17 protein-coding genes and 1 riboswitch are annotated in these 25942 nt (G+C 63.1%); of the genes, 10 read left to right on the top strand and 7 right to left on the bottom strand.

Annotation, left to right across the window (positions count from 1 at the left end; genetic code table 11):
• Nucleotides 1-93: 93 nt before the first annotated feature.
• The gene (sbmA, locus tag B9H00_RS10345; protein ID WP_086900590.1) at nt 94-1329 is read left to right on the top strand and encodes a peptide antibiotic transporter SbmA; all 1236 of its coding nucleotides are present in this window, start codon (nt 94-96) and stop codon (nt 1327-1329) included.
• Nucleotides 1330-1412: 83 nt separating this feature from the next.
• Here sbmA and B9H00_RS10340 read toward each other — a convergent pair whose 3' ends face one another.
• On the bottom strand, nt 1413-1901 hold the full coding sequence (locus B9H00_RS10340; RefSeq protein ID WP_086900589.1) for a universal stress protein: 489 nt from the start codon (nt 1899-1901) through the stop codon (nt 1413-1415).
• 275 nt (nt 1902-2176) lie between these two features.
• On the opposite strand from B9H00_RS10340, the gene B9H00_RS10335 reads away from it, so the two are divergent.
• Nucleotides 2177-3124, top strand: coding sequence for a 2-hydroxyacid dehydrogenase (locus tag B9H00_RS10335; protein WP_086900588.1), 948 nt, complete (start codon nt 2177-2179; stop codon nt 3122-3124).
• 33 nt (nt 3125-3157) lie between these two features.
• The gene (locus B9H00_RS17155) at nt 3158-3739 is read left to right on the top strand and encodes a sugar O-acetyltransferase (protein ID WP_086900587.1); all 582 of its coding nucleotides are present in this window, start codon (nt 3158-3160) and stop codon (nt 3737-3739) included.
• Nucleotides 3740-3766: 27 nt separating this feature from the next.
• Here B9H00_RS17155 and B9H00_RS10325 read toward each other — a convergent pair whose 3' ends face one another.
• Both B9H00_RS10325 and B9H00_RS10320 read right to left on the bottom strand, forming a co-directional pair.
• Nucleotides 3767-5119, bottom strand: a complete 1353-nt coding sequence (locus B9H00_RS10325) for a sodium/glutamate symporter (protein WP_174678723.1) — start codon at nt 5117-5119, stop codon at nt 3767-3769.
• Nucleotides 5120-5177: 58 nt separating this feature from the next.
• Nucleotides 5178-6485 (bottom strand): NAD(P)/FAD-dependent oxidoreductase, encoded by a 1308-nt coding sequence (locus B9H00_RS10320; protein ID WP_086900586.1) that lies wholly within the window; start codon nt 6483-6485, stop codon nt 5178-5180.
• A gap of 143 nt (nt 6486-6628) precedes the next feature.
• Between B9H00_RS10320 and B9H00_RS10315 the strand changes: the two genes are divergently transcribed.
• The gene (locus B9H00_RS10315) at nt 6629-7447 is read left to right on the top strand and encodes an IclR family transcriptional regulator (RefSeq protein WP_086900585.1); all 819 of its coding nucleotides are present in this window, start codon (nt 6629-6631) and stop codon (nt 7445-7447) included.
• A gap of 6 nt (nt 7448-7453) precedes the next feature.
• On the opposite strand, the gene B9H00_RS10310 is transcribed toward B9H00_RS10315, so the two are convergent.
• Both B9H00_RS10310 and murI read right to left on the bottom strand, forming a co-directional pair.
• Entirely contained in the window at nt 7454-8257 is an 804-nt protein-coding gene (locus tag B9H00_RS10310; protein WP_086900584.1) for an isocitrate lyase/PEP mutase family protein, read from the bottom strand.
• Nucleotides 8258-8349: 92 nt separating this feature from the next.
• Nucleotides 8350-9255, bottom strand: coding sequence for a glutamate racemase (gene murI / locus B9H00_RS10305; protein WP_157663209.1), 906 nt, complete (start codon nt 9253-9255; stop codon nt 8350-8352).
• Nucleotides 9256-9665: 410 nt separating this feature from the next.
• Between murI and B9H00_RS10300 the strand changes: the two genes are divergently transcribed.
• The 4 genes from B9H00_RS10300 to B9H00_RS10285 all read left to right on the top strand — a co-directional run bounded on the left by B9H00_RS10300 (nt 9666) and on the right by B9H00_RS10285 (nt 22478).
• Nucleotides 9666-18401: a GH36-type glycosyl hydrolase domain-containing protein gene (locus tag B9H00_RS10300; protein WP_086900582.1), complete on the top strand. Its 8736-nt coding sequence runs from the start codon at nt 9666-9668 to the stop codon at nt 18399-18401.
• Nucleotides 18402-18644: 243 nt separating this feature from the next.
• A complete protein-coding gene (locus B9H00_RS10295; RefSeq protein WP_086900581.1) occupies nt 18645-19955 on the top strand; it encodes a DUF3100 domain-containing protein in 1311 nt (436 codons plus the stop codon).
• A gap of 74 nt (nt 19956-20029) precedes the next feature.
• On the top strand, nt 20030-20902 hold the full coding sequence (locus B9H00_RS10290) for an NAD(P)-dependent oxidoreductase (protein WP_236944252.1): 873 nt from the start codon (nt 20030-20032) through the stop codon (nt 20900-20902).
• A gap of 22 nt (nt 20903-20924) precedes the next feature.
• On the top strand, nt 20925-22478 hold the full coding sequence (locus B9H00_RS10285; protein WP_086901822.1) for an aldehyde dehydrogenase family protein: 1554 nt from the start codon (nt 20925-20927) through the stop codon (nt 22476-22478).
• 134 nt (nt 22479-22612) lie between these two features.
• Here B9H00_RS10285 and B9H00_RS10280 read toward each other — a convergent pair whose 3' ends face one another.
• Entirely contained in the window at nt 22613-23542 is a 930-nt protein-coding gene (locus B9H00_RS10280; protein ID WP_086900580.1) for a DMT family transporter, read from the bottom strand.
• Nucleotides 23543-23636: 94 nt separating this feature from the next.
• On the opposite strand from B9H00_RS10280, the gene B9H00_RS17150 reads away from it, so the two are divergent.
• Together B9H00_RS17150 and B9H00_RS10275 are read left to right on the top strand one after the other, a co-directional pair.
• Nucleotides 23637-23798, top strand: a complete 162-nt coding sequence (locus B9H00_RS17150; RefSeq protein ID WP_211329628.1) for a LysR family transcriptional regulator — start codon at nt 23637-23639, stop codon at nt 23796-23798.
• Between the two features lie 124 nt (nt 23799-23922).
• A complete protein-coding gene (locus B9H00_RS10275) occupies nt 23923-24585 on the top strand; it encodes a LysR substrate-binding domain-containing protein (protein ID WP_211329627.1) in 663 nt (220 codons plus the stop codon).
• A 417-nt stretch (nt 24586-25002) separates the two neighbouring features.
• On the opposite strand, the gene B9H00_RS10265 is transcribed toward B9H00_RS10275, so the two are convergent.
• On the bottom strand, nt 25003-25686 hold the full coding sequence (locus tag B9H00_RS10265) for an energy-coupling factor ABC transporter permease (protein ID WP_086900579.1): 684 nt from the start codon (nt 25684-25686) through the stop codon (nt 25003-25005).
• Nucleotides 25687-25725: 39 nt separating this feature from the next.
• A riboswitch (cobalamin riboswitch) is annotated at nt 25726-25915 on the bottom strand.
• Nucleotides 25916-25942 lie beyond the last annotated feature (27 nt).

The raw sequence follows: 25942 nt of genomic DNA, 5'->3' as shown, positions 1-25942 counted from the left end.
GTCGGGGAACGCAACCCCGCCTGCGGGGTCGATTGAGAATGCGCAGCCCCTCGGGGCCTGTTTGAACGTTGTCGCTACCGCAGGATATCTATCGTGTTACGGTCGTTTTTTCCCAATCCGCCTGTTTTTTTCTCAAGCGTTCTGGTCTGGGCGCTGCTGTGTATCACGCTGTGGCAGCTGGGCGCCAGCGACTGGGGCGCCGTCATCGGGCTGCCGCCATTGAACGAGGGCGAGGATCTGCCCGTCAGCGTCGCGCGCTTCTGGGCGCCGTCAATGCTCTGGTTTTATCTCTACTACGCCTTGGGGGTGGGTATATTTGCCGCGGCATGGGCCATGTTCAGCCGTCACCGCTGGCAGCACTGGTCGATTCTGGTCAGTGCCCTGATCATCTTCATGACCTGGTTTTCGGTACAGACGAGCGTAGCCGTCAACGCCTGGTACGGGCCGTTCTGGGACATGATCCAGAACGCGCTGGGGGGTGACAGCGGCGTGACGGTGAGCGATATCTATACCGGCATGCTCAGCTTTGCCGGCATCGCCTTTGTGGCCGTTACGGTCGGGGTGCTCAACTATTTTGTGGTCAGCCACTACATCTTTCGATGGCGCTGGGCCATGAATGATTTCTACATGAAACACTGGTCAAAACTGCGCCATATCGAAGGCGCGGCCCAGCGTGTGCAGGAAGACACCATGCGCTTTTCCACCACGCTTGAGGGACTGGGAGTGAATCTGCTCAAGGCGGTAATGACCCTGATTGCCTTCATGCCGCTGCTGGTCACGATGTCGCAAAACATCACCGAGCTGCCGCTTATCGGCCACATTCCCAATGCGCTGGTATGGGCAGCGATCGCCTGGTCACTCTTTGGCACCGTGCTGCTGGCCGTGGTCGGCATTCGACTGCCGGGGCTCGAGTTTCGCAATCAGCGTGTCGAGGCGGCCTACCGAAAGGAGCTGGTCTACGGCGAGGATGACCCGGAGCGCGCAGAACCGGCCAGTGTGGCCACGCTGTTTGATCGGGTCAGACAGAACTATTTTCGTCTTTACTGGCACTACGCCTACTTCAACATTGCCCGCATCTTCTATCTGCAGGCCGACGTGGTATTCGGCTTTATTGTACTGGCCCCCTCGATCGTGGCCGGCAAGCTGACGCTGGGCCTGTTGCAGCAGATCCTCAACGTCTTTGGGCAGGTGCGCGACTCCTTCCAGTATCTGGTCAACTCCTGGTCAACCATCATCGAGCTGCTATCGATCATCAAGCGCCTGCGCACCTTTGAATCGGTCATTGATGACAACACCCCGCACAAAGAGGTGCTGCCCTCGGGCGAATAACACTCCGGTGAGAGAATGCCTTCCGGCCGCGTCTCTCCTGGATGCCTGCCGGGGCCCTGCCTGCCCCGGCGGGCCCTAGTCTCCTACGGCAAGGGGTTGAGCCTTTCATCCGGGCCACTATCGGGCACGTGCAGCGTGATCACGGTGCAGTGCGCCACATGAGACACCTTGTGCGACACGCTGCCGACCATCAGCCCCTTCATGTCGCTGAGACCGCGACTGCCCATCACGATGGCCTCCACCTCCAGCGTTTGAGCCATCTCCACAATGGTGCGATCCGGCCGCCCCTGCGGGTTATCCTCGACGTGAAAGTGCACGTCGGCGGATGGGTCGCCCACGGCCGCCCAGGTCTCTTTCAGCAGGGCCATGCCGTGCTCATGTCCCTTTTCCGGGGTGTAATCCACCGGCGTCGATCCCGTGGTCGCGCCCAGTTGATCAGTGGCCAGTGGCGGTTCGACGATATGCAAAAGATGCAGGGCGCCGCCTCTGGCCTGCTGCATCAGACAGGCGTGTTCAAGCGCCCGACGGGCACTGCGCGAACCATCCAGGGGTACCAGAATGCTCTGTGTCATGATCTATCTCCCTGCGCTGGCGGCTAACGCCCCCGCTCAGGGAGACAGCACCGTCAGACAGCACAACGAGTGATACGGCGGCGTCTGCTGCCGCAACGATACCGCCGCGCCCTTACCCTATAACATTAGCACCCCGCCACAGGGCGCTACACTTCGATCATGGTGCATACCGCTTCCCTGGTGGCGTCCATGATTCGCCGGGCTACCCCTTGCCGGCCTCAACGTGCCAGAGTGTCCGGATCACAATGACAATCCCGCCTTGAGAGACGTTTGCCATGTCGATTCATCTGCTGGTCGTGACGCGCCTGTCACGCCATCATCAGGCCCGCATCGAAGCCGCCGGTGTCCACCTTCATATGGCGGAAGACGCCGACACCCGCCGCGAAGTTCTCACCCATCATCGTGACGACATTCGCGCAGTCCTGACCATCGGCACCATCGGCTTCACTGCCGAGGAGATGGACGAACTGCCGAACCTGGGCCTGATCTGTGCCCAGGGGGTCGGTTTTGAAGGGATCGACGTATCGGCCGCCCGCGAGCGCGGCATTGCGGTAACGCACGGCCCCGGCACCAATGCCGAGACCGTCGCCGACCACACGCTCGGGCTGATACTGGCCTGTCTGCGCCGTATTCCCCAGGGCGATGCCGGCCTGCGCCAGGGCCAATGGCAGGAGATTCGCCGCAGCGCACCGGTCCTGCATGGCAAGACTCTGGGACTTCTGGGCATGGGCAACGTGGCTCGTGCCATCGCTCGGCGCGCCCATTACGGCTTTGACATGCCGATCATCTACTTCTCCCGCCAGCCGAAGGCCGATCTCGACTGGCCGCACACCTCGGACCCGCAGCATGTGGCAGCGCAGGCCGACGTGCTGGTCAGCGCCCTGCCCGGCGGTCCGGATACCCGCCATCTCATTGATGAGACCCTGCTTGAGGCCATGAAACCCGAGAGCATCGTGATCAACATTGGCCGCGGCAGTGTGGTGAACAGCGATGCCCTGGCCCGGGCCGTCATGGAGAAGCGTATTGCCGGCGCCGCTCTTGATGTCTTCGAGCACGAACCCGACGTGCCGCAGGCGCTGAAGGATGACTCTCGCATCATCATGACGCCGCACACTGCAGGCCTCTCCCCGGAAGCCCTCGATGCCACCGTGGAGCTGGTCATTCAGAACCTTCAGGCCTTTCACGAGGGCCGCACGCTGGTGACACCGGTGCCCGGCGCCTGATTTGTTTCACACATGAACCGACAGGAGCCCATCATGTGCGCTGATCATTCAGAAGATGTTCGTTCACAGAAACAGAAGATGCTCGCCGGCGAGCCCTATCTCGCCGATGACCCCGAACTGGCGCATGACTCAGCCGTTGCAAAGGCCGCCATGGCCGAGTTCACCAGAGGCTACGAGCACGATGTCGCCGCCGCCCACGCCGTGTTGAAGGGGCTTTTCAAGGTATTGGGCAACACAGCGCACATTCGCCCGCCGCTGTTTGTGGATTACGGCTTTAACATCAGCTTTGGCGAGGGCTCATTTGCCAACTTCGGGCTGGTGGCACTGGATGTGGCGCCCATTACCATCGGCCAGGACGTCCAGATCGGCCCCAACGTACAGCTGCTGGCGCCAACCCACCCACTCGATGCCGCCTCGAGACGCGCAAAGCTCGAAGCCGGTGCCCCGATCGTCATCGAAGACAACGTCTGGCTGGGTGGCGGTGCGATCGTGCTCGCAGGTATTACCATCGGCGAGAACAGCGTTATCGGTGCCGGTGCGGTGGTCACCCGGGACATTCCGGCCAACGTCGTGGCGGTTGGCAACCCGGCCCGCGTGATTCGGCAGCTGACGTAACGATGGCAGCCGTTCCGGCTGATCGTATCAGGCGCTTTTCGGAGTCGGGCCGTTTTCACCCTGACACCAGCCTGCCCGGATTGCCAGCATCGCAATCGCAGCCACAATGCCCAGCGTCACCAGCGCATACAGCCATGAATAACCGGCAATCAGTACCAGCGGTGAAAACGTCACCAGCATGATTTCGATGGGTGCACCGAAAATGTAGGCTAGTGCGAAATCATCCAGCGTTTTGCTTTTAAGCCTCGGGTCCACAATCTTGAGCAGCGCAATGCCCATCGCCACCGTGCCGGTAAACCAGCCCCAGCCAAACAGCCCCTTCTCGAACCAGTAATCGCGAAACAGCATGGGGGCCACGTAGCGAAAAAAGACATAGCTGAACACCAGCCCGAAAATCATCAACAGCAACAAAGGCAGAAAGTAAGCGGCCACAACGGCCAGATTGATCGAGGCGATCCCGAAGGCCACCAGCACATCGGTGGCCCCACTGCCGATACGATTGATTAACGGCGCACTCATGTACTGTCGAATGCCGAGCTTTCCCATGGCTGCATTGACGCCCAGCCCGACCAGAAAGGCCAGTGCAAAGGCCGGAGCCGAAAAATCAAACCAGGCAGCGATTTGTCCCTTGAGCCAGAAACTGACGCCGGCAACGCCTGCCACCAGCAGCAAATGAAACAGCAGCGGATCAATGGTCATGGAAGAGACGGTTTCGACCGTTTCACTTTCCTGACGTTCGCGTGGCACCAGCCCCGTGCGAAGCTCACCGGGCAGGGATTCGAAATCGCTGATAAAACTGGTGCGTCCCTTGCGTGCGCTGCGACGAATAATGGCAATACCGCCGAGAATCGAGCAGAGCACCCCGATGGTGGCCGATGTCATCGCAAGCGATGTGGCCTCCGACCAGCCATGTGCGGCAAACACTTCACCAATGGCCGCTGCAGTACCATGCCCGCCGACAAAACCAGCCGCCAGCAGCAGGCCAAACCCCTCCGGCATCGCCGACCAGAACGGCGCCAGAAATAGCAGGGCAAACAGGACACCTGCACCGTACATGCCAATCAGTGCCATGTTGCCAAACGACCACATGCTGCCTACACGCCCGGCCATGTTCTTGAGCGGCACCCGCTCGGCCGATAGCGCCAGCGAGCCAAAGATAAAGGCAATCAGTATGCCTGGATAGCTGCCAATGGCGTCAGAAAAACCCAGCCATCCCAGTCCATTCGGCCCCAGTAGCAATCCCAGCAGTCCGGCGGTGATACTGGCCGGTAGAAACAGCTTCTGTATCCACACTATCCTGGCCCGCAGCACCACCCCGGCCAGCAGCAGCAGTGACATCAGACCCACATCGCTCATGAACGTTTGTATCGAAAACGTCATATCGGACTCCTTTTGAGCATTGTTATTATCTTGGGTACTACCATATTGACGGAAACCGTCAGCTCGCCTTCTGCCAGCGCCCGAAGCGATAAGGGCTCGGGTCTACCAGCGGCGTGGCACCGGTCACCAGATCGGCCATCAGCTGCCCGGCACCCGGGCCGGTGCCGAAACCATGCCCGGAAAAGCCAGTGGCCAGATAAAGCCCGGGCATCGCATCAACCTGATCCATGACCGGCACGGCATCAGGGGTCACATCGATCATGCCGCCCCAGTGCTGCTGTATCTCGATGTGCTTGAAAAAGGGCAGGGCCTCGCCAATCTGTTGTCGTGCCTGTTGCAGTACTCGCTGTGAGGGAGTGGGGTCGAGGACCCGCTCGCGCTCGAAGGGAGATACATGGTCATCACGCCACCCTCGGCAATGGCGCGCCTCCTGCCACAGCCGGCGATCCAGTCGTAGCCGGAACTCCTCACGGCTGTCGCGCAACATGCCCCGAAAGTCCTTTAGAAACCGGAAGCTGTCCGGCACGACGGGGGCCAGAATGCCGCCCCGATTGGAGATGGTGTAACCACCATCGGCGCGCTTTCGAAAGGAGAATCCGCTGGTACCCAATGCCAGTTCCGGCCCGCCGGCCATGGGCCGGGTACGCATGACCGACCCAAGTACCTTGAGCTGCGGGAGTCGAATGCCCAGATGCCGACACATCAACGACGACCATGCCCCTCCGGCCAGAACAATCGTCTGGGTCTGCAGCGTACCCTTTTCGGTAATCACGCCATGTACTCGGCCAGCGCGGGTTTCGACACCCCGTACAGCGCAGCGCTGTATCACGTTGGCACCAGCGCGGATAGCATCGCGAGCGATGGCTGAGGTGGCAACATGAGGCTCGGCACGCCCGTCATCGGCGGTATAGAGCGCGCCGACAAAAGCCTCTGGACTGGCCTGGGGCATCAGCTGTGCAAGCTCTTTGCGCTCAATCATTCGAGAGCTGACACCGTAGTTTCGGGCACGCTCAAGCCATTGCTGCTGCTGAGCCATTTCAGCATCGTTGCGACAGGCATAAACGATGCCGGTACGCTTGAAGCCGATATCCTCTGACAGCCGGGCAGCCATCTCGGGCCAGCGCGCAAGGCTCGCCATGGCCAGCGGGATCTCGGCCTCAGCGCGCCCCATGGTGCGACACCAGCCCCAGTTGCGGGAGGATTGCTCACCGGCAATAACCCCCTTTTCCAACAGGGTCACACGCACTCCGGCCCGTGCCAGCGACCAGGCCGTACAGACACCGATGATACCGCCCCCGATAACGGCCACATCGGTGGCCTCGGGCAGGATATCGGTCGTCTCTACCGGCAGGATGTTGGGATACATGGCAGCCTTCCTGTTGTTGCTTTGACTGTCATGACATCTATCACTCCGGCTTACCGGACAACAACCAGAGCGTGAGAGATGGCTTTTGACGGGGGTGGTTTGCTCATATAGTGAGACAACAACATCCTTGTTCGGGAGGCATCATGTCGGGTCCAGCACACCTGCCCCCTGTCGAAGAACGTCCCGAGATCGCAGGCACCCAGACACTGGGACGCGCCATGCAGATTCTTCGCACGGTGGCCGCCCGGGGTGATGAGGGCGCCACCTTTGAAACGCTACAGGCAAGCACAGAACTGTCGCGCGCCACCCTTTACCGTTTGCTGGCCGGGCTTCGTCAGCAGGGGATGTTGCGCCAGCCATCGGGGCGCGGCGCCTGGTTTCTGGGCTATGAGCTCTTGTCGCTGGGCGCACAGGCCGGCAACGATAGCGGGCTGCGCGAGCTGGCCAGGCCTGCGCTTTTGCAGCTGGCCGCCGAATTCGGTGACAGTTTCTTTCTTCTGGTACCGGACGGGTATTTTGCGCTGTGTCTGGAGATGCAGGATGGCGAACGTCCGGTTCGCTGTTTCTCACAGGCGGTAGGCGGGCGCATTCTGATGGGCGTGGGTCAGGCCAGTATCGCCTTGCTGGCTGCCATGAAACGCGAACAGCGCGAACACATCCTGCAGCACAATGCGCCTCGCCTGAAACGTGAATATCACCTTGAACTCTCAAGGATTCGACGGCGCATCCACCAGGCGGCTCGCCAGGGACATGCCGTTAGTGCTGGCGGTATCGGCCTTGAGGGCTATACCGGCGTTGCCGTCGCGATCACGACACAGGCAGGTGAGTCTCCTGGAGCTCTGAGCTGCGCCACCGCCACCTCGAGCATGACCTGCCATTATCGCAAGTCACTGATCAAGGCGCTGCAGCAGCATGCCATCAACATCGGCACGCGTACCGGGCACCTGCGACGGCTGGAATGACCTGCCCTACACCGGCGGCATCAGCTCGTTCAGCCCCTTATAGGTCAGGGCGTCCAGGTGTTGCGTCGAGAGTCTGCCGGTGATCATGAAGTCAGCCGCCAGCGCGGCATTGGCGCCATACAGAAACTCGGCAATGGCCGAACCGGCGCTCAGGCGTCTGACGCCGAGTTCGCAAAGCGCCTCGATCTCCGGCAGATCAGGGCGATAGAGCAGGTTGACCGACAGCGGGGTCGAGCGACACAGCTCGCCGATGTCATCAGCATCAACCATGCCGGCGGCAAAGAGGCCGTCGGCCCCGGCACTGCTGTAAAAACCCGCCCGGGTCAGGGTCTCGGCGAGCTGCTGCTCGGGCGCGACCAGCCCCTTGAGATACACGTCAGTACGCGCGTTGATGAACAGATCCACGCCTTTGGCCTCTGCCACACGCCTTGCCGCCTCGATCTTGCGACAGAGTATTTCCGGGCTGGCATGACCGTCTTCCAGATTGATGCCGACGGCGCCGGCCGTCAGAACCGCTTCGACGACCGTTGCCACCTTGTCGGGATCGTCCGAGAAGCCGCCTTCGATGTCCACGCTCAGCGGTACGGTCAGCACCCGAGCCATGGCCTCAACGCTGGCGCTTAAAAGCTTGAGCGGCAGCTGGTTACCGTCTCGATAGCCCCATGACCAGGCCAGTGCCGCGCTGCTGGTGGCCACGGCTTTGGCGCCTCTGGCTTCCACGAGGCGGGCGCTACCGGCATCGGTCACATTGGCCAGCAGTAACAGTCCTTCATCATGCAGTGCCCGCAAGGTTTGATCGGTTTTTGCCACGCTGCTTCCTCGCTATTTTCAGTGTGAAGTGCTTACCAACAGAATACCGTCTTGATGCTGGCGACGTTGGCCTTCAGTCATTCTGACCCTTGTCAGTATCCATTCACGAGGATCTCGCCAAACCCCTCGGCCCTGACCTGCGCTTCAAACCCGGCCTCTACCGGCAGTGCGCCAGTTACATGGAAACGGCCAGCAGAGCTGTCACCCTGCGTCAGTGAGCCGTCCCCCAGCACAACCTCCAGCCGTCGGGCGACCGCGTCACCCGAATCGATCAGTTGAACGTGGCCGCCCAGCTGCGCCTGAATCGGATCTCGAAGCAGCGGATAGTGAGTGCAGCCCAGTACCAGCCGATCGAGTGAGCGCCATTCGGGGTCACGCAGGGCAGAGAGCTCAAGGGCCAGAGCCTTTTCATGGAGTGTGCCCTCAAGCCAGTACTGCTCGGCCAGTGCGGCCAGATTCGAAGCGCCGACCGTCAACACCCGGCAATGTCCGGCAAAGCGCTCGATCAGGGTCGCGACGTGGGCGCTTTTCACCGTGCCCGGGGTGGCCAGCACGCCGATGACACCGCTGCGGCTGGCCGTCGCGGCCGGTCGAATCGCCGGCACCACGCCGACCACCGGCACAGACAACTGCGCTCTTAATGAAGGCAAAACGACGGTCGAGGCGGTATTACAGGCGATCACTACCGCATCGACCGGACACACCGCCACAAAACGGGTGGCCAGCTCACACACCCGCGCAATCAGCGCGTCGGTCGCAAGATGGCCATAAGGGAAGGCCGCATAATCGGCGATATAGTGCTGTTTGAGACCCGGCAGGCGATGACGTATGGCACGCGCAATGGTCAGCCCACCAATGCCGGAATCCAGCAACAGCACGGCCCCGTTGACTCGCTGATTCACGGTTTTCGAATCCTCGAAGAAGTACACGAGCTGACGCCAGATATTTTGAACGAGCGCCTTGTCACGCCAGCCGTTTCGTGATGTTTGTCCTGCCATGATGCCGCAAGCGATGTCGATGAGCCGCATGACTCGAAGATGGCATATATAAGTCAAACCTGTTCGTCAAACGTCCCGGGCCGATCCATACTATATCCAACGATCTGCCCGGATTCGCGTCAACCGCGTGTCTTGCCCCACCGCCCTTGTTGACGGCCCACGCGCCCTTCCCTGATGCGCCTCCCCTCACCTCGTTCATGACACCGTGGATTGACGCCCTGCCTATCGCAATGCGCTCGCCCCGCGGTATGAAGTGATCATGCCTGATTCGGCTGGAAGCGCATCTCCGCGCCTGTCCGGCCGCTCTCTCGTCTCGTGACGAGAAGGAGAACGACGATGGAACGATGTTTTCCTGCTCTATGCTTCCTTGATGTGTGGTTCACGGCCTGCTCCGGCCCGGCAGGACAACGATGAGGCCCTGGCAGCGCTGGGCCCGACACTTTCAGGGCCACTCGCCGTGGCAGGACACCGCCCCGGTGCGGGAAGAACTCTTTGGTCCCGAGCGGCTTGAACAGCACGCCGAGAGTCTGGCTCGGGCACAGGCGATTACCGCGCACCCGCCCCGAGTGGTGGCCCTTCATCATCGTCTCGCCGACAACATCGCGGCACTCAAGATTATCCATCACCGCCTGAGCGTTGATGCCGCTCACCGCCACGATACCGTGCCCGCTGCTGAATGGCTGCTCGATCACTATAACCATGTCGAAAAACACGTCGGGGATATCCGGCGCGACCTGCCACCGGGCTATTACCGCCAGCTGCCCAAGCTTGAAGGCGGTCCCTTTGCCGGCTACCCGCGGGTGTTCGGGCTGGCCTGGGCCTATGTCGCGCACACCGACAGTCGCTTCGATTCACCGACCCTGATCCGCTTTCTCGATGCCTACCAGCGCGTCGAACCGCTGACCCTGGGCGAGCTCTGGGCGGTAGCGATCTCGTTGCGCCTGGTGCTGGTGGAAAACATCCGGCGTCTGGCCGACCAGATCATGGGGGCCCGCGATGCCCGCAACGCTGCCGATGCGCTGTGCGAACAGCTGATTCAGCTCGAGGTCGACAGCGCCCGCGCGCTGGCCGAGGCGCAGTCTTCAATCGACGATGCCTTCGCCGATCATTTTTATGCACAGCTGGCCAAACGTCTGCGCGATCAGGACCCGGAGCGCTCGCCGGCGCTTCACTGGCTGGAACGGCAGATGACCCGGCTGGGCACCAATACGCAAACGGTCGTGCACCAGGCACATCACCGTCAGGGCGCCGCCAACATCAGCGTGCGCAACGCGATCACCAGCCTGCGCCACATCGCCGATTTTGACTGGGCTACTCTGGTCGAGAACGTCAGCCTGGTGGATCGCTGCCTGCGCGAGCGCAGCCGTTTCGGCGAGATGGATTTCGCCACGCGCGACCGCTATCGCGATGCGATCGAGCAGCTCGCCCGGGGCGCCCACGTTGATGAGCTCACGGTCACACGTCATGCGCTCGAGGCCGCCAACGCGATCCCGATGGACGCAGTGGCCGATCCGCTCGACGTTCAGCGCACAGACCCCGGCTACTATCTGATCGACAAGGGCCGCCCCGAACTCGAAGGACGGCTGGGCTTTCGCGCCCCGACCGGCCTGCGTATTCGACGAATGGTCCTCGGGCTGGGGCTGAGGGGCTATTCCGGGGCCTGCTGGCTGCTGACCGCGGCCTTTTTGCTGCTGGCCTGGTGGGGGTTCGAATCGGCCGGACGGGTATCGGCCTGGACATGGGTATGGCTGGCGCTGATGGTGCTGCCGGCCAACGACATTGCGCTGTCACTGGTCAATCGCATGCTGGGCATGGGCGTGGGCGGCGAGGCCCTGCCAGGGCTGGCGCTGGAAAGCGGCGTGCCGGGCTCGATGAGAACGCTGGTGGTGATTCCGGCGATGCTCGGCGATGACGATGAACTTCATGAGCTCGTCGAGCGGCTGGAAGTGCACTATCTCTCCGGCAGGGCAGGCGATGTCACGTTTGCCCTGCTGCTTGATGGGCTCGATGCCGATCGCGAAACGCTGCCGGATGACGCCCGACGCCTGCACCTCACCGGTGACGCCATCGCCGTGCTCAACCAGCGCCACGGCCCCGGCCCGGCCGGCCCGCGCTTTGTACTGCTCTATCGGCGACGTCAGTACAATGCCCAGGAAGAACGCTACATGGGCTGGGAGCGCAAGCGCGGCAAGCTGACCGAGCTCAACCGGTTGCTGTGCGGCGCGCAGGACACCTCCTGGATGAGCGTTAACGATCAACCGCTGTGGGTACCGAAAGACGTTCGCTATGTGGTCACGCTCGACAGCGATACGCGTCTGCCCCGCGATACCGTCTCCCGGCTGGTGGGCAAGATGGCCCACCCGCTCAATCAGCCGGTGTTCGACATCGACGGCCGCGTGACCCACGGCCACGCCATTTTACAGCCGCGCATCACGCCGTCGCTGCCGGTGGGCCGGCAGGGCTCGCGCTATCAGCGGCTCTTTTCGGCCCCGGGCGGGCTCGATGTCTATAGTGCGGCGGTGTCGGATCTCTATCAGGACCTCTTTGGCGAGGGGTCGTTTGCCGGCAAGGGCATTTACGCCGTGGACGCCTTCGAGCGGGCGCTTGCCGGGCGCATTCCGGACAACAGCCTGCTCAGTCACGATCTGCTCGAGGGCATTCTGGCGCGCGCGGGGCTGGCCACGGATGTCGAAGTGGTCGAGGCAGAGCCCGAGCGCTACGACGTGGCCGCTCGCCGCCAGCACCGCTGGGTACGCGGCGACTGGCAGCTGCTGCCCTGGGTCGTCGGACGCCGTGCCGACCGGCGCGCCCTGGGCGCCGTTGGCTGCTGGAAGATCGTCGATAACCTGCGCCGCTCGCTGCTGGCACCGTGCCTGTTTGCGGCTTTCGCGGTGTGCGCCGCCTTCCGGGTACCAGTAGCCCTGATCGCCATCACGCTGACGCTGGGCGCGCTGATCATTCCGGCGCTGCTGCCGATCACCTTTGCCCTCAAGCCGCGCCACTACGACGGCGACTGGCGTCATCACCGGCGTACGCTGGCCCGGGATCTGACGCTGGAAAGCGGACGCTGTGCGCTGAACATCGTGCTGCTGGCCGATCAGGCCTGGCAGATGATGGATGCCATCGCCCGAACGCTCTATCGCGTCTACGTCTCGCGACGCCACCTGCTCGAATGGACCACTGCGGCCGCACTGGTAAAAGATCGCCATCCGGGTGCGGCCAGCTTCGCCCGCGCAATGTCCGGCGGCGCGCTGCTGGCGCTGGTCGTGGTGCTGGCACTGGCCCTGTTTGAAACGCCCGGCTGGGCGTTGCTGCTGCCGCTGCTGGCCGCGTGGCTTGCTGCCCCGCTGATGGCGCTGTGGACCAGCCGCGCCCCGCGCGACACCACCGACAATCTACAGCTCGACACGACGCAGGCCCGCACGCTGCGCCATATCGCCCGGCGCACCTGGCACTTCTTCGAGACCTTCGTCACACCAGCTTCTCACGCACTGCCGCCGGACAACTTCCAGTTCGACCCTCATCCGATCATCGCCGAGCGCACCTCGCCGACCAATATCGGACTCTACCTGCTCGCCTGTGTCGCGGCGCGCGACTTTGGCTGGATCGGTACCCGCGCGGCCGTGGCGCGTCTGGAGGCGACGCTGGCCACCCTCGATTCGATGGAACGCTGCCGGGGACATCTCTACAACTGGTATGACACGGCCACGACCCGACCGCTGGAGCCGCGCTATGTCTCGGCCGTCGACAGCGGCAACCTGGCCGGCCACCTGATCGCGCTGGCCAATGTCTGTGAGGCGTGGATCGATACTCCGCGTATCGCCGACCCGCACAGCGGCCTGATCGACACGCTCCACCTGCTGCATGAAGACACCGGGCTTAACGAGACCCTGTCGGCGGCGGCCAGGGCCACGCTTTGCAAGGAGATTGAGGCGCTGATCGAGCGGCTGGCGCGCGAATCAGAAAGCGACCGCGACGACGCCACGCTGGGGGATGGCGATCTCCGACACTGGCTGACCCGATGGCGCGTACAGATGGCAGGCATGGCTACTCGTGCCGAATACGCCCCTGACGTTCGCGATGACGAGGCCGGTGGCGTGAGCCTTGTCTCGGAAAATGACGATGAAGCCCAGGAGGCGCTGAGTCAGCGCACCCCGATGGCCGAGTGGCTGATGCGACTGGAGCGCTGTCTCGACGAGCACACCGAGGACCACGCCAATACCTCGGATGACGAGCTGCTGGCCCAGCGGCTGCTGACACTGGCCCAGCAAGCGCGCACCCTGACCCACGAGATGGATTTCACCTTTTTGCTGGTGCCCGAGCGCCGGCTCATGTCGATCGGCTATAACCCGCGCGAAGACCGTCTCGATGAAGGCTGCTATGACCTGCTGGCTTCTGAAGCGCGGCTGGCAAGTCTGGTGGGCATCGCCAAGGGCGATCTGCCTACTCGCCACTGGTTCCGACTGGGTCGCGCCGTCAGCCCCCAGCCCGACGGCGTGGTGCTGATGTCCTGGTCGGGGTCGATGTTCGAGTACCTGATGCCCTCACTGGTCATGCGCGCCCCGCGCGACAGCCTGCTTGAGCAGACCAACCGGTTGGTCGTGGCCTGTCAGCAGGATTACGCGCGCCAGCGCGGCGAGCCCTGGGGGATTTCCGAATCCGCCTATAACGCCCGCGATGCGAGTTTCAACTATCAATATTCCAACTTCGGCGTGCCCTCGCTCGGCCTCAAGCGCGGGCTGGCCGACAGCTTTGTGCTCGCCCCCTATGCCACGGCGCTGGCCGCCATGGTCGCGCCCAAAGCGGCGATCGAGAACTTTGAGCGGCTGCGCGAACTGGGCGCCGAAGGGCGCTATGGCTTTTTCGACGCCATCGATTTCACCCCCACCCGCCTGCCGCTGGACCGGCGCTTTGTGGTAGTGCGCAACGCCATGGCCCACCATCAGGGCATGACGATCGTGGCGATCGCCAACGTCCTGCTTGATGGCCGGCTTCGCACCCACTTTCGCGCCGAACCGATGATTCAGGCCAGCGAGCTGCTGCTGCACGAGCGCCTGCCCCGCGAGGTCTCGACGCTGCCCTCCCCCAACGACACCGACCATGTCATCGTGGTCGAGCAGCCCTCAGGCGACGACGCCGTACGCCGATTGACCGGCCGGCCGCCGTCACCCCCGGTCACGCATCTGCTCTCCAACGGCCACTATACGGTCATGCTCACTGCCGCCGGCGCCGGCTTCAGCCGCTGGGGAAAACTGGCCATCACGCGCTGGCGTGAGGACTCTACCCTGGATGACTGGGGCAGCTTCATCGCCCTGCGCGATCGGGACAGCGGCCGGTGCTGGCTGGCTGGCGGCGTCGGTGACCTCACCACCGCTTCCGAACCGGCAGACAGCTCGCGCGAGGTCGAATTCGCCGAGGATCACGCCCGTTTCATGCGCCATGACGGCACACTGACCACCACCCTCGAGGTGCTGGTGTCCGGTGAGGACAACGGCGAGGTTCGCCGGGTCACCGTCACCAACAATGGCGAGCGCGAGGTCACGATCGAGCTGATCTCCTATGCCGAGCTGGTACTGACCACGCCCAATCATGACGACGCTCACCCGGCCTTTGCGAAGATGTTCGTGGAAACCGACCTGATTTCCGAATATCAGGCGCTGACCGCCACCCGGCGCCATCGCGATCCCCATGAGGCGCCAATCTGGGCCGCCCACTTCATTCGAACCGACGATGCCGACAGCGACAGGCCAGCGCGCGGGCATCATGACGAGGCCCTCACCCGGCGATGCCCCGGGTTTGAGACCGATCGCGCGCAATTCATGGGACGCGGCCGCACGCTGGCCACCGCGGCAGCGCTGATGGATGCCCCGTTCGATGAAACGGACGCGATACCGAAGGGCCGAACCGGCGCCGTGCTTGACCCGATCTTCTCGCTGCGCCACACCGTGACCATCGCCCCGGGGCACGCCGCTCACGTCGATTTCTGGACCGTGGTGGCCGACAGCCGTGACAGCCTGGTCGCCCTGATTGACCGCCATCACGACGCTGGCGCCCTTGAGCGGGTCAAAACCCTTGCCTGGACGCAGGCTCAGGTGCAGCTGCGCCATCTGGACATCACGCTGGACGAGGCCGCCGACTTCCAGCGTCTGGCCGCACCGATTCTTTATCACGATGCCCGGTTCCGCGCCCCGGAGCCCACGCTGATTCGCGGGCTCTCGCGGCAGTCCGACCTGTGGGCCATGGGCATCTCGGGCGATCTGCCCATCGTGGTGCTGCACTTGGCCGATACCGAAGAAATCGCCTGGGTGGATACCCTGTTGCGCGCCCGCGAGTACTGGCGCGCCAGGGGGCTCGGTGTCGATCTGGTGATTCTCAACGAGCACGCCTACTCCTACCTGCAGGAGCTACAGGACGCCATCGACACCGCCATACGCACGCACGCCTCCCCGCAGGACAGCCATGAACCCTGGCTGGGCTCGGTCATCTCGCTGCGGGGCACGCAGCTGAGCCAGGCGGCGCGGGATCTGGTACTGGCCACGGCGCGCGTGGTGCTCCGGGCCCACAAGGGGCCGCTGCACCGACAGCTGACGGCACTGCTGGCCGGCGATGACGATCACCTGTTACCGCTCACCCTTGAGCTTTCGCAGACAGGCGTCACGCCCATCCAGCGTGAACCGGTGCCGCGCGATCTGGCCCATCCCGAAGAAGAGAGGCTCGACAGGTTTGATAAAGAGACGCTGGAATTTTTCAACGGCACCGGCGGCTTTGCCAGTGACGGGCGCGAGTACGTCTGCGTGCTCGATGACGGCGCCACCACGCCGCAACCCTGGATTAACGTGGTCGCCAACGAGGGCTTTGGCTTTCAGGTCTCCGCCGAGGGTGCGGGCTATGTGTGGGCAGACAATAGCCGCGACAACCAGCTCACGCCCTGGTCCAACGATGCAGTGGGAGATCCGCCCGGCGACGTGCTCTACATTCAGGATGCCGATACCGGTGCCATCGACACCGTCACCGCCGCGCCCTGGCGCCCCGGTCGGTCAGACACGCGATATGTGGCTCGTCATGGTTTCGGCGTCAGCCGCTTCGAACACGACACCCGCGCGCTTTCGATGACGCTGGTACAGTTCGTGCCGCTGGAAGACCCGGTCAGGATCTCGCAGCTCACCCTCACCAACCGCACCTCGAGCCCCAGGCGGCTGATCATCACCGGCTATGCCAGCTGGATCATGGGCAACCTGCGCGCCAAAAGTGCGCCCTGTCTGATCACCGAGCACGATCTCGCCACCGGCGCGCTGCTGGTCAAAAATCCCTGGAACATGGCCTTCCCCGACCGGGTCGGCTTCGTGGATCTCGATGCCCGCCAGAGCGGCTGGACAGCTGATCGACGCGAGTTTCTGGGCACGGGAACGCTGGCCGAGCCCGAGGCACTGCGCCGTCAAAAATCCTTGAGCGGCCGGGTCGGTGCCGGATGTGATCCCTGCACGGTGTTGCAGTGCACGCTCACATTAGCGCCGCACGAGACCGTCACGCTGGCCACCCTGCTGGGCCAGGCCAGTGATATCGAGACCGCTCGAACGCTGATCACGCGCTATCGACAGGCCGATCTGGTGGCAGAGCTGGCGTCTGTCGAGGCGTACTGGCGCACCTTCCATGACACGCTGCAGGTCAAAACACCCGATCGGGCGATGGATGTGATGCTCAACGGCTGGCTGACCTATCAGACGCTGGCGTGTCGTGTGGTGGCACGCTCGGCGTTTTATCAGGCCAGCGGCGCCTACGGCTTTCGTGATCAGCTGCAGGACGGCATGGCGCTCACCTTCGCTCTGCCCGAGCTTGCCCGCCATCACCTGCTGCGCGCCGCCGGACGACAGTTTCTGGAAGGCGACGTGCAGCACTGGTGGCTACCGCACTCGGGGCAAGGCGTACGTACCCGCATCGCCGATGACCGGGTGTGGCTGGCGTTTGCCACTGCCACCTACATACAGCGCACCGGTGACGAGGCCGTACTCGACGAGCCGGTAGGCTTTCTGGAGGCCCCGAAACTCGCCCCCGGTGCCCACGACGAGTTTACCCAGCCCTCAGACGCCGAAGAACAGGCCCCTCTGCTTGAGCACTGCGTACGAGCACTGGAGCAGACGCTGGAGCAGTTCGGCGAACACGGCCTGCCGCTGATCGGCACCGGCGACTGGAACGACGGCTTCAACCGGGTCGGTGAGGAAGGCCGCGGTGAAAGTGTCTGGCTGGGCTGGCTGCTGCTACGCACGCTGGCCCTGTTTGACCCGCTGATCACGCCCCGCGACCCGGCGCGCGCCGAGCGCTGGCGACACCGGGCCGAAGCACTGCGCGAGGCGCTGGAAACCCAGGCCTGGGACGGCGCCTGGTATCGCCGCGCCACCTTTGATAGCGGCGAGTGGATGGGCTCAAGTGCCAATGAAGAGTGCCGGATCGATGCCATTGCCCAGTCCTGGTCGGTGCTGTCCGGCGGTGCCGACCCGGCACGGCAACAACAGGCGATGGACAGCGTCTTCAAGCATCTGATTCGTGAAGACGACGGCCTGGCGCTACTGTTCACCCCGCCGTTTGATCAAAGCGATCAGGAGCCCGGCTACATCAAGGGCTACCCGCCGGGACTTCGCGAAAACGGCGGCCAGTACACCCACGCCGCCACCTGGTCGATTCTTGCCTTTTCAAGGCTTGGCCAGGCCGACCGCGCGCATCAGCTCTTTTCGATGCTCAATCCGATCAACCACGCGCTGACCGATGAGGCCGTCCAGCGCTACCGCGTCGAGCCCTACGTGATCGCCGCAGATGTCTACTCACAACCGCCGCATACTGGCCGCGGCGGTTGGACCTGGTACACCGGATCCAGCGGCTGGCTCTATCAGGCCGGCGTGCAGGGCATTCTCGGCATTCGCCGTGAAGGGCGCGAACTGATCGTGAACCCATGCATCCCCGATGACTGGCCCGGGTATTCAGCCACCGTGGAGCTTGAGGGCAACCACGTGACGATTCGCGTTGAACGGGTTGAGGATGGAGAGGCGGTGGGGATCACGCTGGATGGGGGGCGGCTGGAGATCATTGGTGAAGCAAGGGTGGCGCTGGATGGGCGGACGCATGAGGTGGTGGTAAGCCTGAGTGGAGAGTGAGTCCTTCTAAAGGGAGACATGTTCCGTTGAAGGATGCCATCTTTCCATCGCTGAACCCGTGTGGGCGAAGGACGCGATCCGATGACTTCGATCATGTCCCCGGTTCAGCGACACATCGCCGCGCTTCCCCATTTCCCCCAGGTCATTGATACTGTAGGCCTCGTGATGAACACGAGGCCCATACAATAGGCGCCGGCCGGTCATGACCTGCCGTACGCCAGACAACACAATGGGAACATTGCCATGACCTCTGTCACCCGAGCGTCTCCGCTCGATCTTCTGCGCCTGCATTTCCTGGTCGTCGTCCTCTCGCTGATTGCCGAGTGGATCGGCATCATCAAGATTCCGCTGGGCGTTGGTACGCTGTTATTGCTGCCGCTGTTTTATGCCTTTTTGCTGGCCATTGCCCTTAACCCGCATCTTTCCAGCCGGTTTCATGCGCTGGTGCCGCCACGCCTGAGCGATGCGGCTTCACCTCTGATCCTGATTGCGATCATGCCGTTCATTGCCCGCTTTGGGTCTACCATCGGGCCATCGATCGATCAGATCATCAGTGCCGGGCCAGCGCTGATCCTTCAGGAGCTGGGCAATCTGGGGACCATGCTGATCGCCCTGCCGTTTGCCGTGCTGGTGCTGAAAATGGGCCGTGAGTCGATCGGGGCGACCTATTCGATTGCGCGGGAACCCAACATCGCGATCATCTCGGACCGCTACGGGCTCAAGGGGCCGGAAGGCATCGGCGTGATGGGGGTCTATGTGGTCGGGACCATGTTCGGCACCCTCTGGTTTGCGCTGATGGCCGGTTTTCTCGGCTCCAACGGCTGGTTTGATCCGCGGGCGCTGGCCATGGCCTGTGGGGTGGGCAGCGGCAGCATGGTGGCCGCCTGTTCGGGCGCGCTGGCCGAAGCCGTGCCCGCGATGCGCGAGGAACTGCTGGCCTTTGCCGGTGCCAGCAACCTGCTGACCTATGCCACCGGGCTTTACGTCTCGCTATTTATTGCCCTGCCGGTCGCGGAGTGGCTCTATAAACGCCTGAGCCCCAAACGCCGCGCCGCTGCCGGCGTTGATGCCCGGACGTTTGATGCCGACAGTGCCACGGAGACCGCGGCAGAAACGCGTCCCGAGCAGCAGATCAAACAGACCGCGATCGCCCTTGCGGCCGTGTGCGCGGTGGGCTGGATCACCAACGTGGTCAACGCCGGGACCCTCTGGGGTGCCCTGCCCGGGATGATCATCCTTTATGTCATGAGCCTGCTCGGGCTGGTGATTACTCGAGTCGTACCCTTCTACCTGCCGGCGATCGCCTGGATTTCACTGGTCAGCATCCTCATGACCCTGCCGTTTTTCCCCGGTAATGCCTGGCTGGTGGCACAGCTGTCGCAGGTCAACTTTTTGGCCATCGTCACCCCGGTACTTGCCTACGCCGGGTTTGCGCTGTCGAAGCAGGAGTTCAGCATGTTCCGCCGTACCGGCTGGAAACTGGTGATCGTGTCACTGCTGGTGTTTACCGGCACCTATCTCGGCTCGGCCGTGGTCGCCCAGCTGCTGCTCTGACCCGCAACGGTGTGGCGGCCCCCCTGGCGGGGCGCCACATTGACGCTTATACCTGTCATCACACGGAGAAAGGCATGTCCATGAAGATCGTCGTCATTGGCCTGGGGCAAATGGGGGGCAACATGGCGCTCACGCTCAAGCGTGCCGGCTTTGAGGTGACCGGTATTGATCCCAATGATCAGACACGACAGCTCCTGAGCGATCAGGGCCTGATCGTTTCCAGTGATACCGCCTTGCCGGCAGCCGATATCTATCTGCTGTCACTGCCCACCGCCGATCATGTGCGCACGGTGATCGAAACCAATTCCGGGCTTCTCGAGCACGCCGCCCGCGGCAGCGTAGTGATGGATACCTCGACCAGTGATCCGGTGGTCAGCCGTGAGCTGGCGCAGAAGATCGTAAACGCCGGCCTTGAATGGCTGGACGCCCCGGTCAGCGGCGGTCCGAAAGGCGCCGCCACCGGTCAGATGGGCATGCTGCTGGGCGGTGAGTCAGCCACCATTGAGCGGGTCACCCCCGTACTCGAGGCCCTCTCGGCACGCTATACCCATGTTGGCCCGGCCGGCAGCGGTCATGTGGTGAAACTGGCCAACAACTACCTGTGTGCGACCCACCTGATCGCCACCGGCGAGGCTGTCGCCATGGCCGCCCGAGCCGGCGTTGACCCGGCGGCCTGCCTGGCCGGGCTCAACAGCGGCTCGGGGCGCAGCGCCGTCAGTGAGGTCAACTTCCCCGAGTGGATTTTGTCCGAGCGTTTCGATTCGGGCTTTACCACCGGGCTGATGCGCAAGGACCTGCGTCTGGCCCGTGACGCCGCCGAGCAGCTGGAGACCCCGAGGGCGCTGCTGAATCACGTGGTCGAGCGCTGGCACGAAGCGCGCGACATCGAGGATCAGGACGACTTCAACCGCATCGCCGATGCCCTTCTCGCCACCGCCCGCAAGTAACAGGAACGCTGTCATGTCGACCATGTCTGAACTGGATCAACGCGCCCGAACACGTCTTGAGACCCTGCTCGATCACTTTGGGCTGGGCCACATCGGCGCGCCGGCCACCAACTGGATCGATGGCGAGGCCGTCATCGGCCAGGGCGAGCCGATCACGCTGCGCAACCCGGTCACCGGCCAGGTACTGGTGAGCTATCCCGATGCCGGTGCGGCGCTGGTGTCGCGTGCCGTCAGTGCCGGCGCCCGGGCGCAAATGGAATGGATGGCCCTGACCGCCAGTGCCCGCGGCCGGCACATGAATGCGGCTATCCGGGCACTGGCGGGAGAAGAGGAGCAGCTTGCACAGCTGGAGAGCGTGGTGGCCGGCAAACCGATCAGCGACTGTCGCGGCGAGGTCGGCAAGGTGCGCGAGATGTTCGAGTACTACGCCGGCTGGTGTGACAAGCAGCATGGCGAAGTGATCCCGGTACCCACCTCGCATCTCAACTATGTGCGCCACGTGCCCTATGGCGTGGTGGGTCAGATCACGCCCTGGAACGCGCCGATGTTCACCTGCGCCTGGCAGCTGGCGCCTGCCATTGCGGCCGGCAATGCCGCGGTGCTCAAGCCTTCGGAGCTGACGCCCTTCACGTCGGTCGTGATCGCGAAACTGCTGGAAGGCGGCGGCCTGCCAAAGGGGCTGATCAATATCGTCAACGGCGTGGGACCCACCACCGGCGCGGCCCTGACCGATCATGACGGCATTTCGAAACTGGTCTTTGTCGGTTCTCCGGAAAGCGGCCGCCTGATCGCCCGGGCCGGTGCCCGGCGGCTGGTGCCCAGTGTGCTGGAACTGGGTGGCAAATCCGCCAACATCATATTCAACGATGCCCGCCTTGATGACGCCATCGCCGGCGCTCAGGCCGCCATCTTCGCCGCCGCCGGGCAGAGCTGCGTGGCGGGGTCACGGCTTCTGATCCAGCGCGATATTTTCGAGGAAGTCGTTGAACGCCTGGGGCGCGCTGCTGCACGGATTGCTGTCGGCCTGCCGGAAGAGGACGCCACTCGCATGGGACCGCTTCAAAATTCGCGACAGTTCGAGCGCGTCACCAACATGATCGATACGGCCGTCAAGGCCGGCGCCCGGCTGGTGACCGGCGGTCACCGCCCGCACGGGCTGCCCGAAGGCGCCAGTGGCTACTTTCTGGCCCCAGTGGTGCTTGCCGATGTAACGCCCGACATGGCGATCGCCTGTGAAGAGGTCTTCGGCCCGGTGGTCGTTGCCATGCCCTTTGATGACGAAGCCGAGGCCGTGCAACTGGCCAATGCCACCCGCTTCGGGCTGGCCGGCGCGGTCTGGACGCAGGACGTCGCCCGCGCCCACCGCGTCGCCGGCAAGCTGCGTGCCGGTACGGTCTGGATCAACAGCTACAAGGCGATCAACGTGATGTCGCCGTTTGGCGGCTTCGGCGACAGCGGCTTTGGCCGCTCCAGTGGCCTGGAAGGCCTCAAGGAGTACACCCTGCCCCAGAGCATCTGGGTGGAAACCGGCGAGCAGGCAAGCGTGGCGATGGGGTACGGCAACGGCGTGGGGTGAGTCTTTCCTGCGAAGATGTTACATGATCCAAAAGCCCACCGAACGGTGGGTTTTTTTATGCCGCCATGCCTCAAGACCACACTAACCGCTTATTTGGTGCCCCCGAGGCTTGAATGACGACAGCACGACATTCTTTATCGCGTCACCACCACCAGACCGATCAGCAGCAGGCTTCCACCGGAGAGAAAATTGATTGTCAGGGGCTCGCCGAGCAGGAGCGCCCCGAACAGCACGCCAAAAATCGGGGATAGAAACGAGAAGACCCCCAGTTGCGAGGCAAAGTAGCGCCGCAGCAGCGCGAACCACAAAAGCAGTGCGGCAAAGGAGATGACCAGCGTCTGGAAGGTCAGACTGGCGATCGCCGCGCCGGTAAACTGAATGCGCCCGACATCACCCAGCAGCACCGTGGCAGGCAGCAACAGCAGACCCGCGACAGTCAGCTGATAGCACAATGACTGGACCGGCGGCGCCTCGGAAAGCGATGAGCGGCGGATCACCAGCGTCGTGGCCGCCCAGGCAAGACCGGCCAGCAGCCCCAGCAGGTCGCCCCATAGAATGTCACCGGCATTGTCGATATCGGTATCCGGCGCCATGGCCAGCACCATACCGCCAAAGGCCAGGGCAATACCGATCCACTGGCGTCGCGTCAGCTGTTCGCCCGGCACCCACAGGTGCAGCCCCACGGCCGCAAAAACGGGGGCCGTGTAGAGAAACACCGACATGTGAGAGGCCAGCGTATGGTTGAGCCCCCAGGCCACAAACAAGAACTCCGCGGCAAATCCCAGCCCCACCAGAATCCCCGGGCCGAGCTGCGCGCGCATATCGCGCAGCCTGATGCCCTGCCACCAGGCCAGCGCCGCTACCAGCACAGCCGCAAGCGATGAGCGCAGGGCTACCTGCGCCAGCGGTGAGATGTCTGCCGCCACCATCTTGATGGCCACCTGCTGAGCGCCCAGCACGATGCAGAACAGCACCATCAGGGCACTGGCCTGCAGGTCCAGCCGCCGGCGGATCGACCTGCTGTCTGTCGATAGAGTAGACGTTGCCTGTCCGGTGTTCTGCATAGGGCCTCCTGTCGGTTACAGGCCTCAGTGGAGCATTTGCCGGTCTCACCGCCAAACGATTAATCTGGAGGCCAAGGCTCAGGAAAACTCATCCATGAAGATCGAACGTCTTCCCCTCAATGCACTGCGCGCATTCGCCGAGGCGGCCCGCACGCAGAGCTTCAAGCACGCTGCCAATAGGCTGGGGGTGACGCCCGGTGCGGTCAGCCGTCAGATCAAACAACTCGAAGACCGGCTCGGCGTTACGTTTTTTTGAGAGACATGCCAACGGGGTACAGCTCAACGAGATCGGGCGGCAACTGGCCCGGAACATCGACAGCGGCCTTGAGCACATCGCGGCGGGTGTCGCGACCGCGCGGGAGAGTGCACGACAGACTCCGATGCTGACGCTCAGCGCACCGCCCACTTTCCTGCAGCTGTGGCTGCTGCCACGGCTGGCCACATTTGAGGCTCACATTGGCGGTCTCGATATTTCGCTGGAGTCCAGTGACACCCTGATCGTCCCCACTTGGCGAGGCAACGGGGCGCGTCTGGCGATACGCTATGGCCGCGGCCCCTGGTCGGACGTGACGAGTTACCGGCTGTTGGGCGATGAGCTGTTCCCCGTCTGTGCTCCCGCACTGCTCAAACAGCACGGTCAGCCCATGAAGCCCGCCGACCTGGCCCGTCACACCCTGCTGGAAGTGGCCTGGAACTCTCCACAGAGCGCCACCGTCCCGGGCTGGCAGACATGGCTCGAGACAGTCGGCGTCGCCAATCAGGTGTCGCCGCCGCAAAGGCGCTATTCGCTGTCCGGGCTGGCCGTGGACCAGGCCATTGCCGGGCGGGGCCTCATGCTGGCCAGTCTCCCCCTGGTGATGGACCGGCTGGCCAGCGGCGTACTGATTCGCCCCTTCGGCGAACAGCATGCCCTCGCCTCCCCCATGACCTACGACCTGCTGACCCCGGCGATCGGTGAAGCGTCGCCTGCCGTGGCACGTTTTGTCGACTGGCTGTTGCAAGAAGCCACCGTCTTCGACGGTGAGGCGAACAAGGCCCACTGAGCCCAGCACCTCTATTGGCCGGGCCGCATGGTTGTTGATCAAATAAAAAGCCCACCGTTGGGTGGGCTTTAGAGTAAAAACCGGTCGGCCATTCAATTTTTACAACCATTCTTGTCGCAGGTAATTCTACTGCCTGAAGACACCCAATGATCTGAATGGTCTTTCGTGTCAAAACCGCAGCCGGTTTTCCCGCCTTTATTGCCTTTATGAACAACACCGGTCGGTATGTGCTTGACGGCCATAAGCGCTCCTTTGATTAGACAAATTAACAGTAGCTTGATTGCAAATATCAACAACGCAACTTTTGCCTAATTCGTCATGAGCCAAACCATCAAGAAAACATTAACCACGACTGATGCACAGAACCAAAAAGCCCACCGTTGGGTGGGCTTTGTCATCATGCGTCTCGAGCGTCTTTCAGAGCGCGGGGCGATGCAGCCGGGCATTGAACAGCGGCCCGCGTGTCATGCCGGCGCGCCATTTGGCGAGCGCCAGCACGCCCAGATCGATCAGCGGTTCCAGAATCACCACGCTCATGTAGGCCACCCCGAACGTACTGACATTGATGAGGCTCTGCGCCGAAAGCCCCTCGCCGTAGAAGGCCCAGAAGCCGACCCAGAGCACGATGCCGCCCTGATAGGCGGTGGAAAGCGCCAGCGCCTGTCGATAGGTCACCTCAACGTAGGGCGTATCGCGCGGAATCAGGCGTCTGGCCAGCACGCTGATGCCCCACAGCGGCACGATCAGTGTGGTCACGTTCATACCGTATTGCGGCAGGTCGAACGGCGCGAAGAAAAGCCCCTGAATCAAAAGCCCCAGCGCCAGGCCGATCGCCGTCGGGCCGGCGCCAAACAGTAACAGCAGGGTCGAGCCCAGAATCAGATGGACCTCCGACACGCCCACGGCGTGGTGAGGCAACATCTCGAAAAAGCAGAAGACACACAGCGTGGCCACAAGACTGCGACCGATCAGCGCCGTGAAGCCATCGCGGCCTACCAGCGTGTGCCGTGCCAGACGCGCGGTCAGCCCGAAGGCACCGGCCGCGGTGGCGTAACTCAACAGGATTTTGGCGCCCGTGACGACGCCCGGTTCGATATGCATGCGATTGATCCTTGCTGCACCCACCGTGCAGGGATGAGATGAATGGAAGTCGACATGGCAGGTCTCCTGGCTTGCGCGTCATCACCCTTGCCTCGCCTTCCCGGCAGTGGCCAGTGGCGTGTGAGGCGGGCTCATCGCTTACAGTTGCGGGGGCAGCCGTGGCTTGTCCACGTTCCCTTTTCATTTGAAACGGCAGGGCCGCTTCAACACCATGTCACCTGCATTCTATGCCCGGCGGGCTCGGGGAAAGCAACGC

Origin of the sequence: Kushneria marisflavi, assembly GCF_002157205.1 — a bacterium.
Lineage (GTDB): Bacteria > Pseudomonadota > Gammaproteobacteria > Pseudomonadales > Halomonadaceae > Kushneria > Kushneria marisflavi.
The sequence above is the reverse complement of the archived record's forward strand: the minus strand, read 5'-3'. Positions and strand labels throughout refer to the sequence as shown.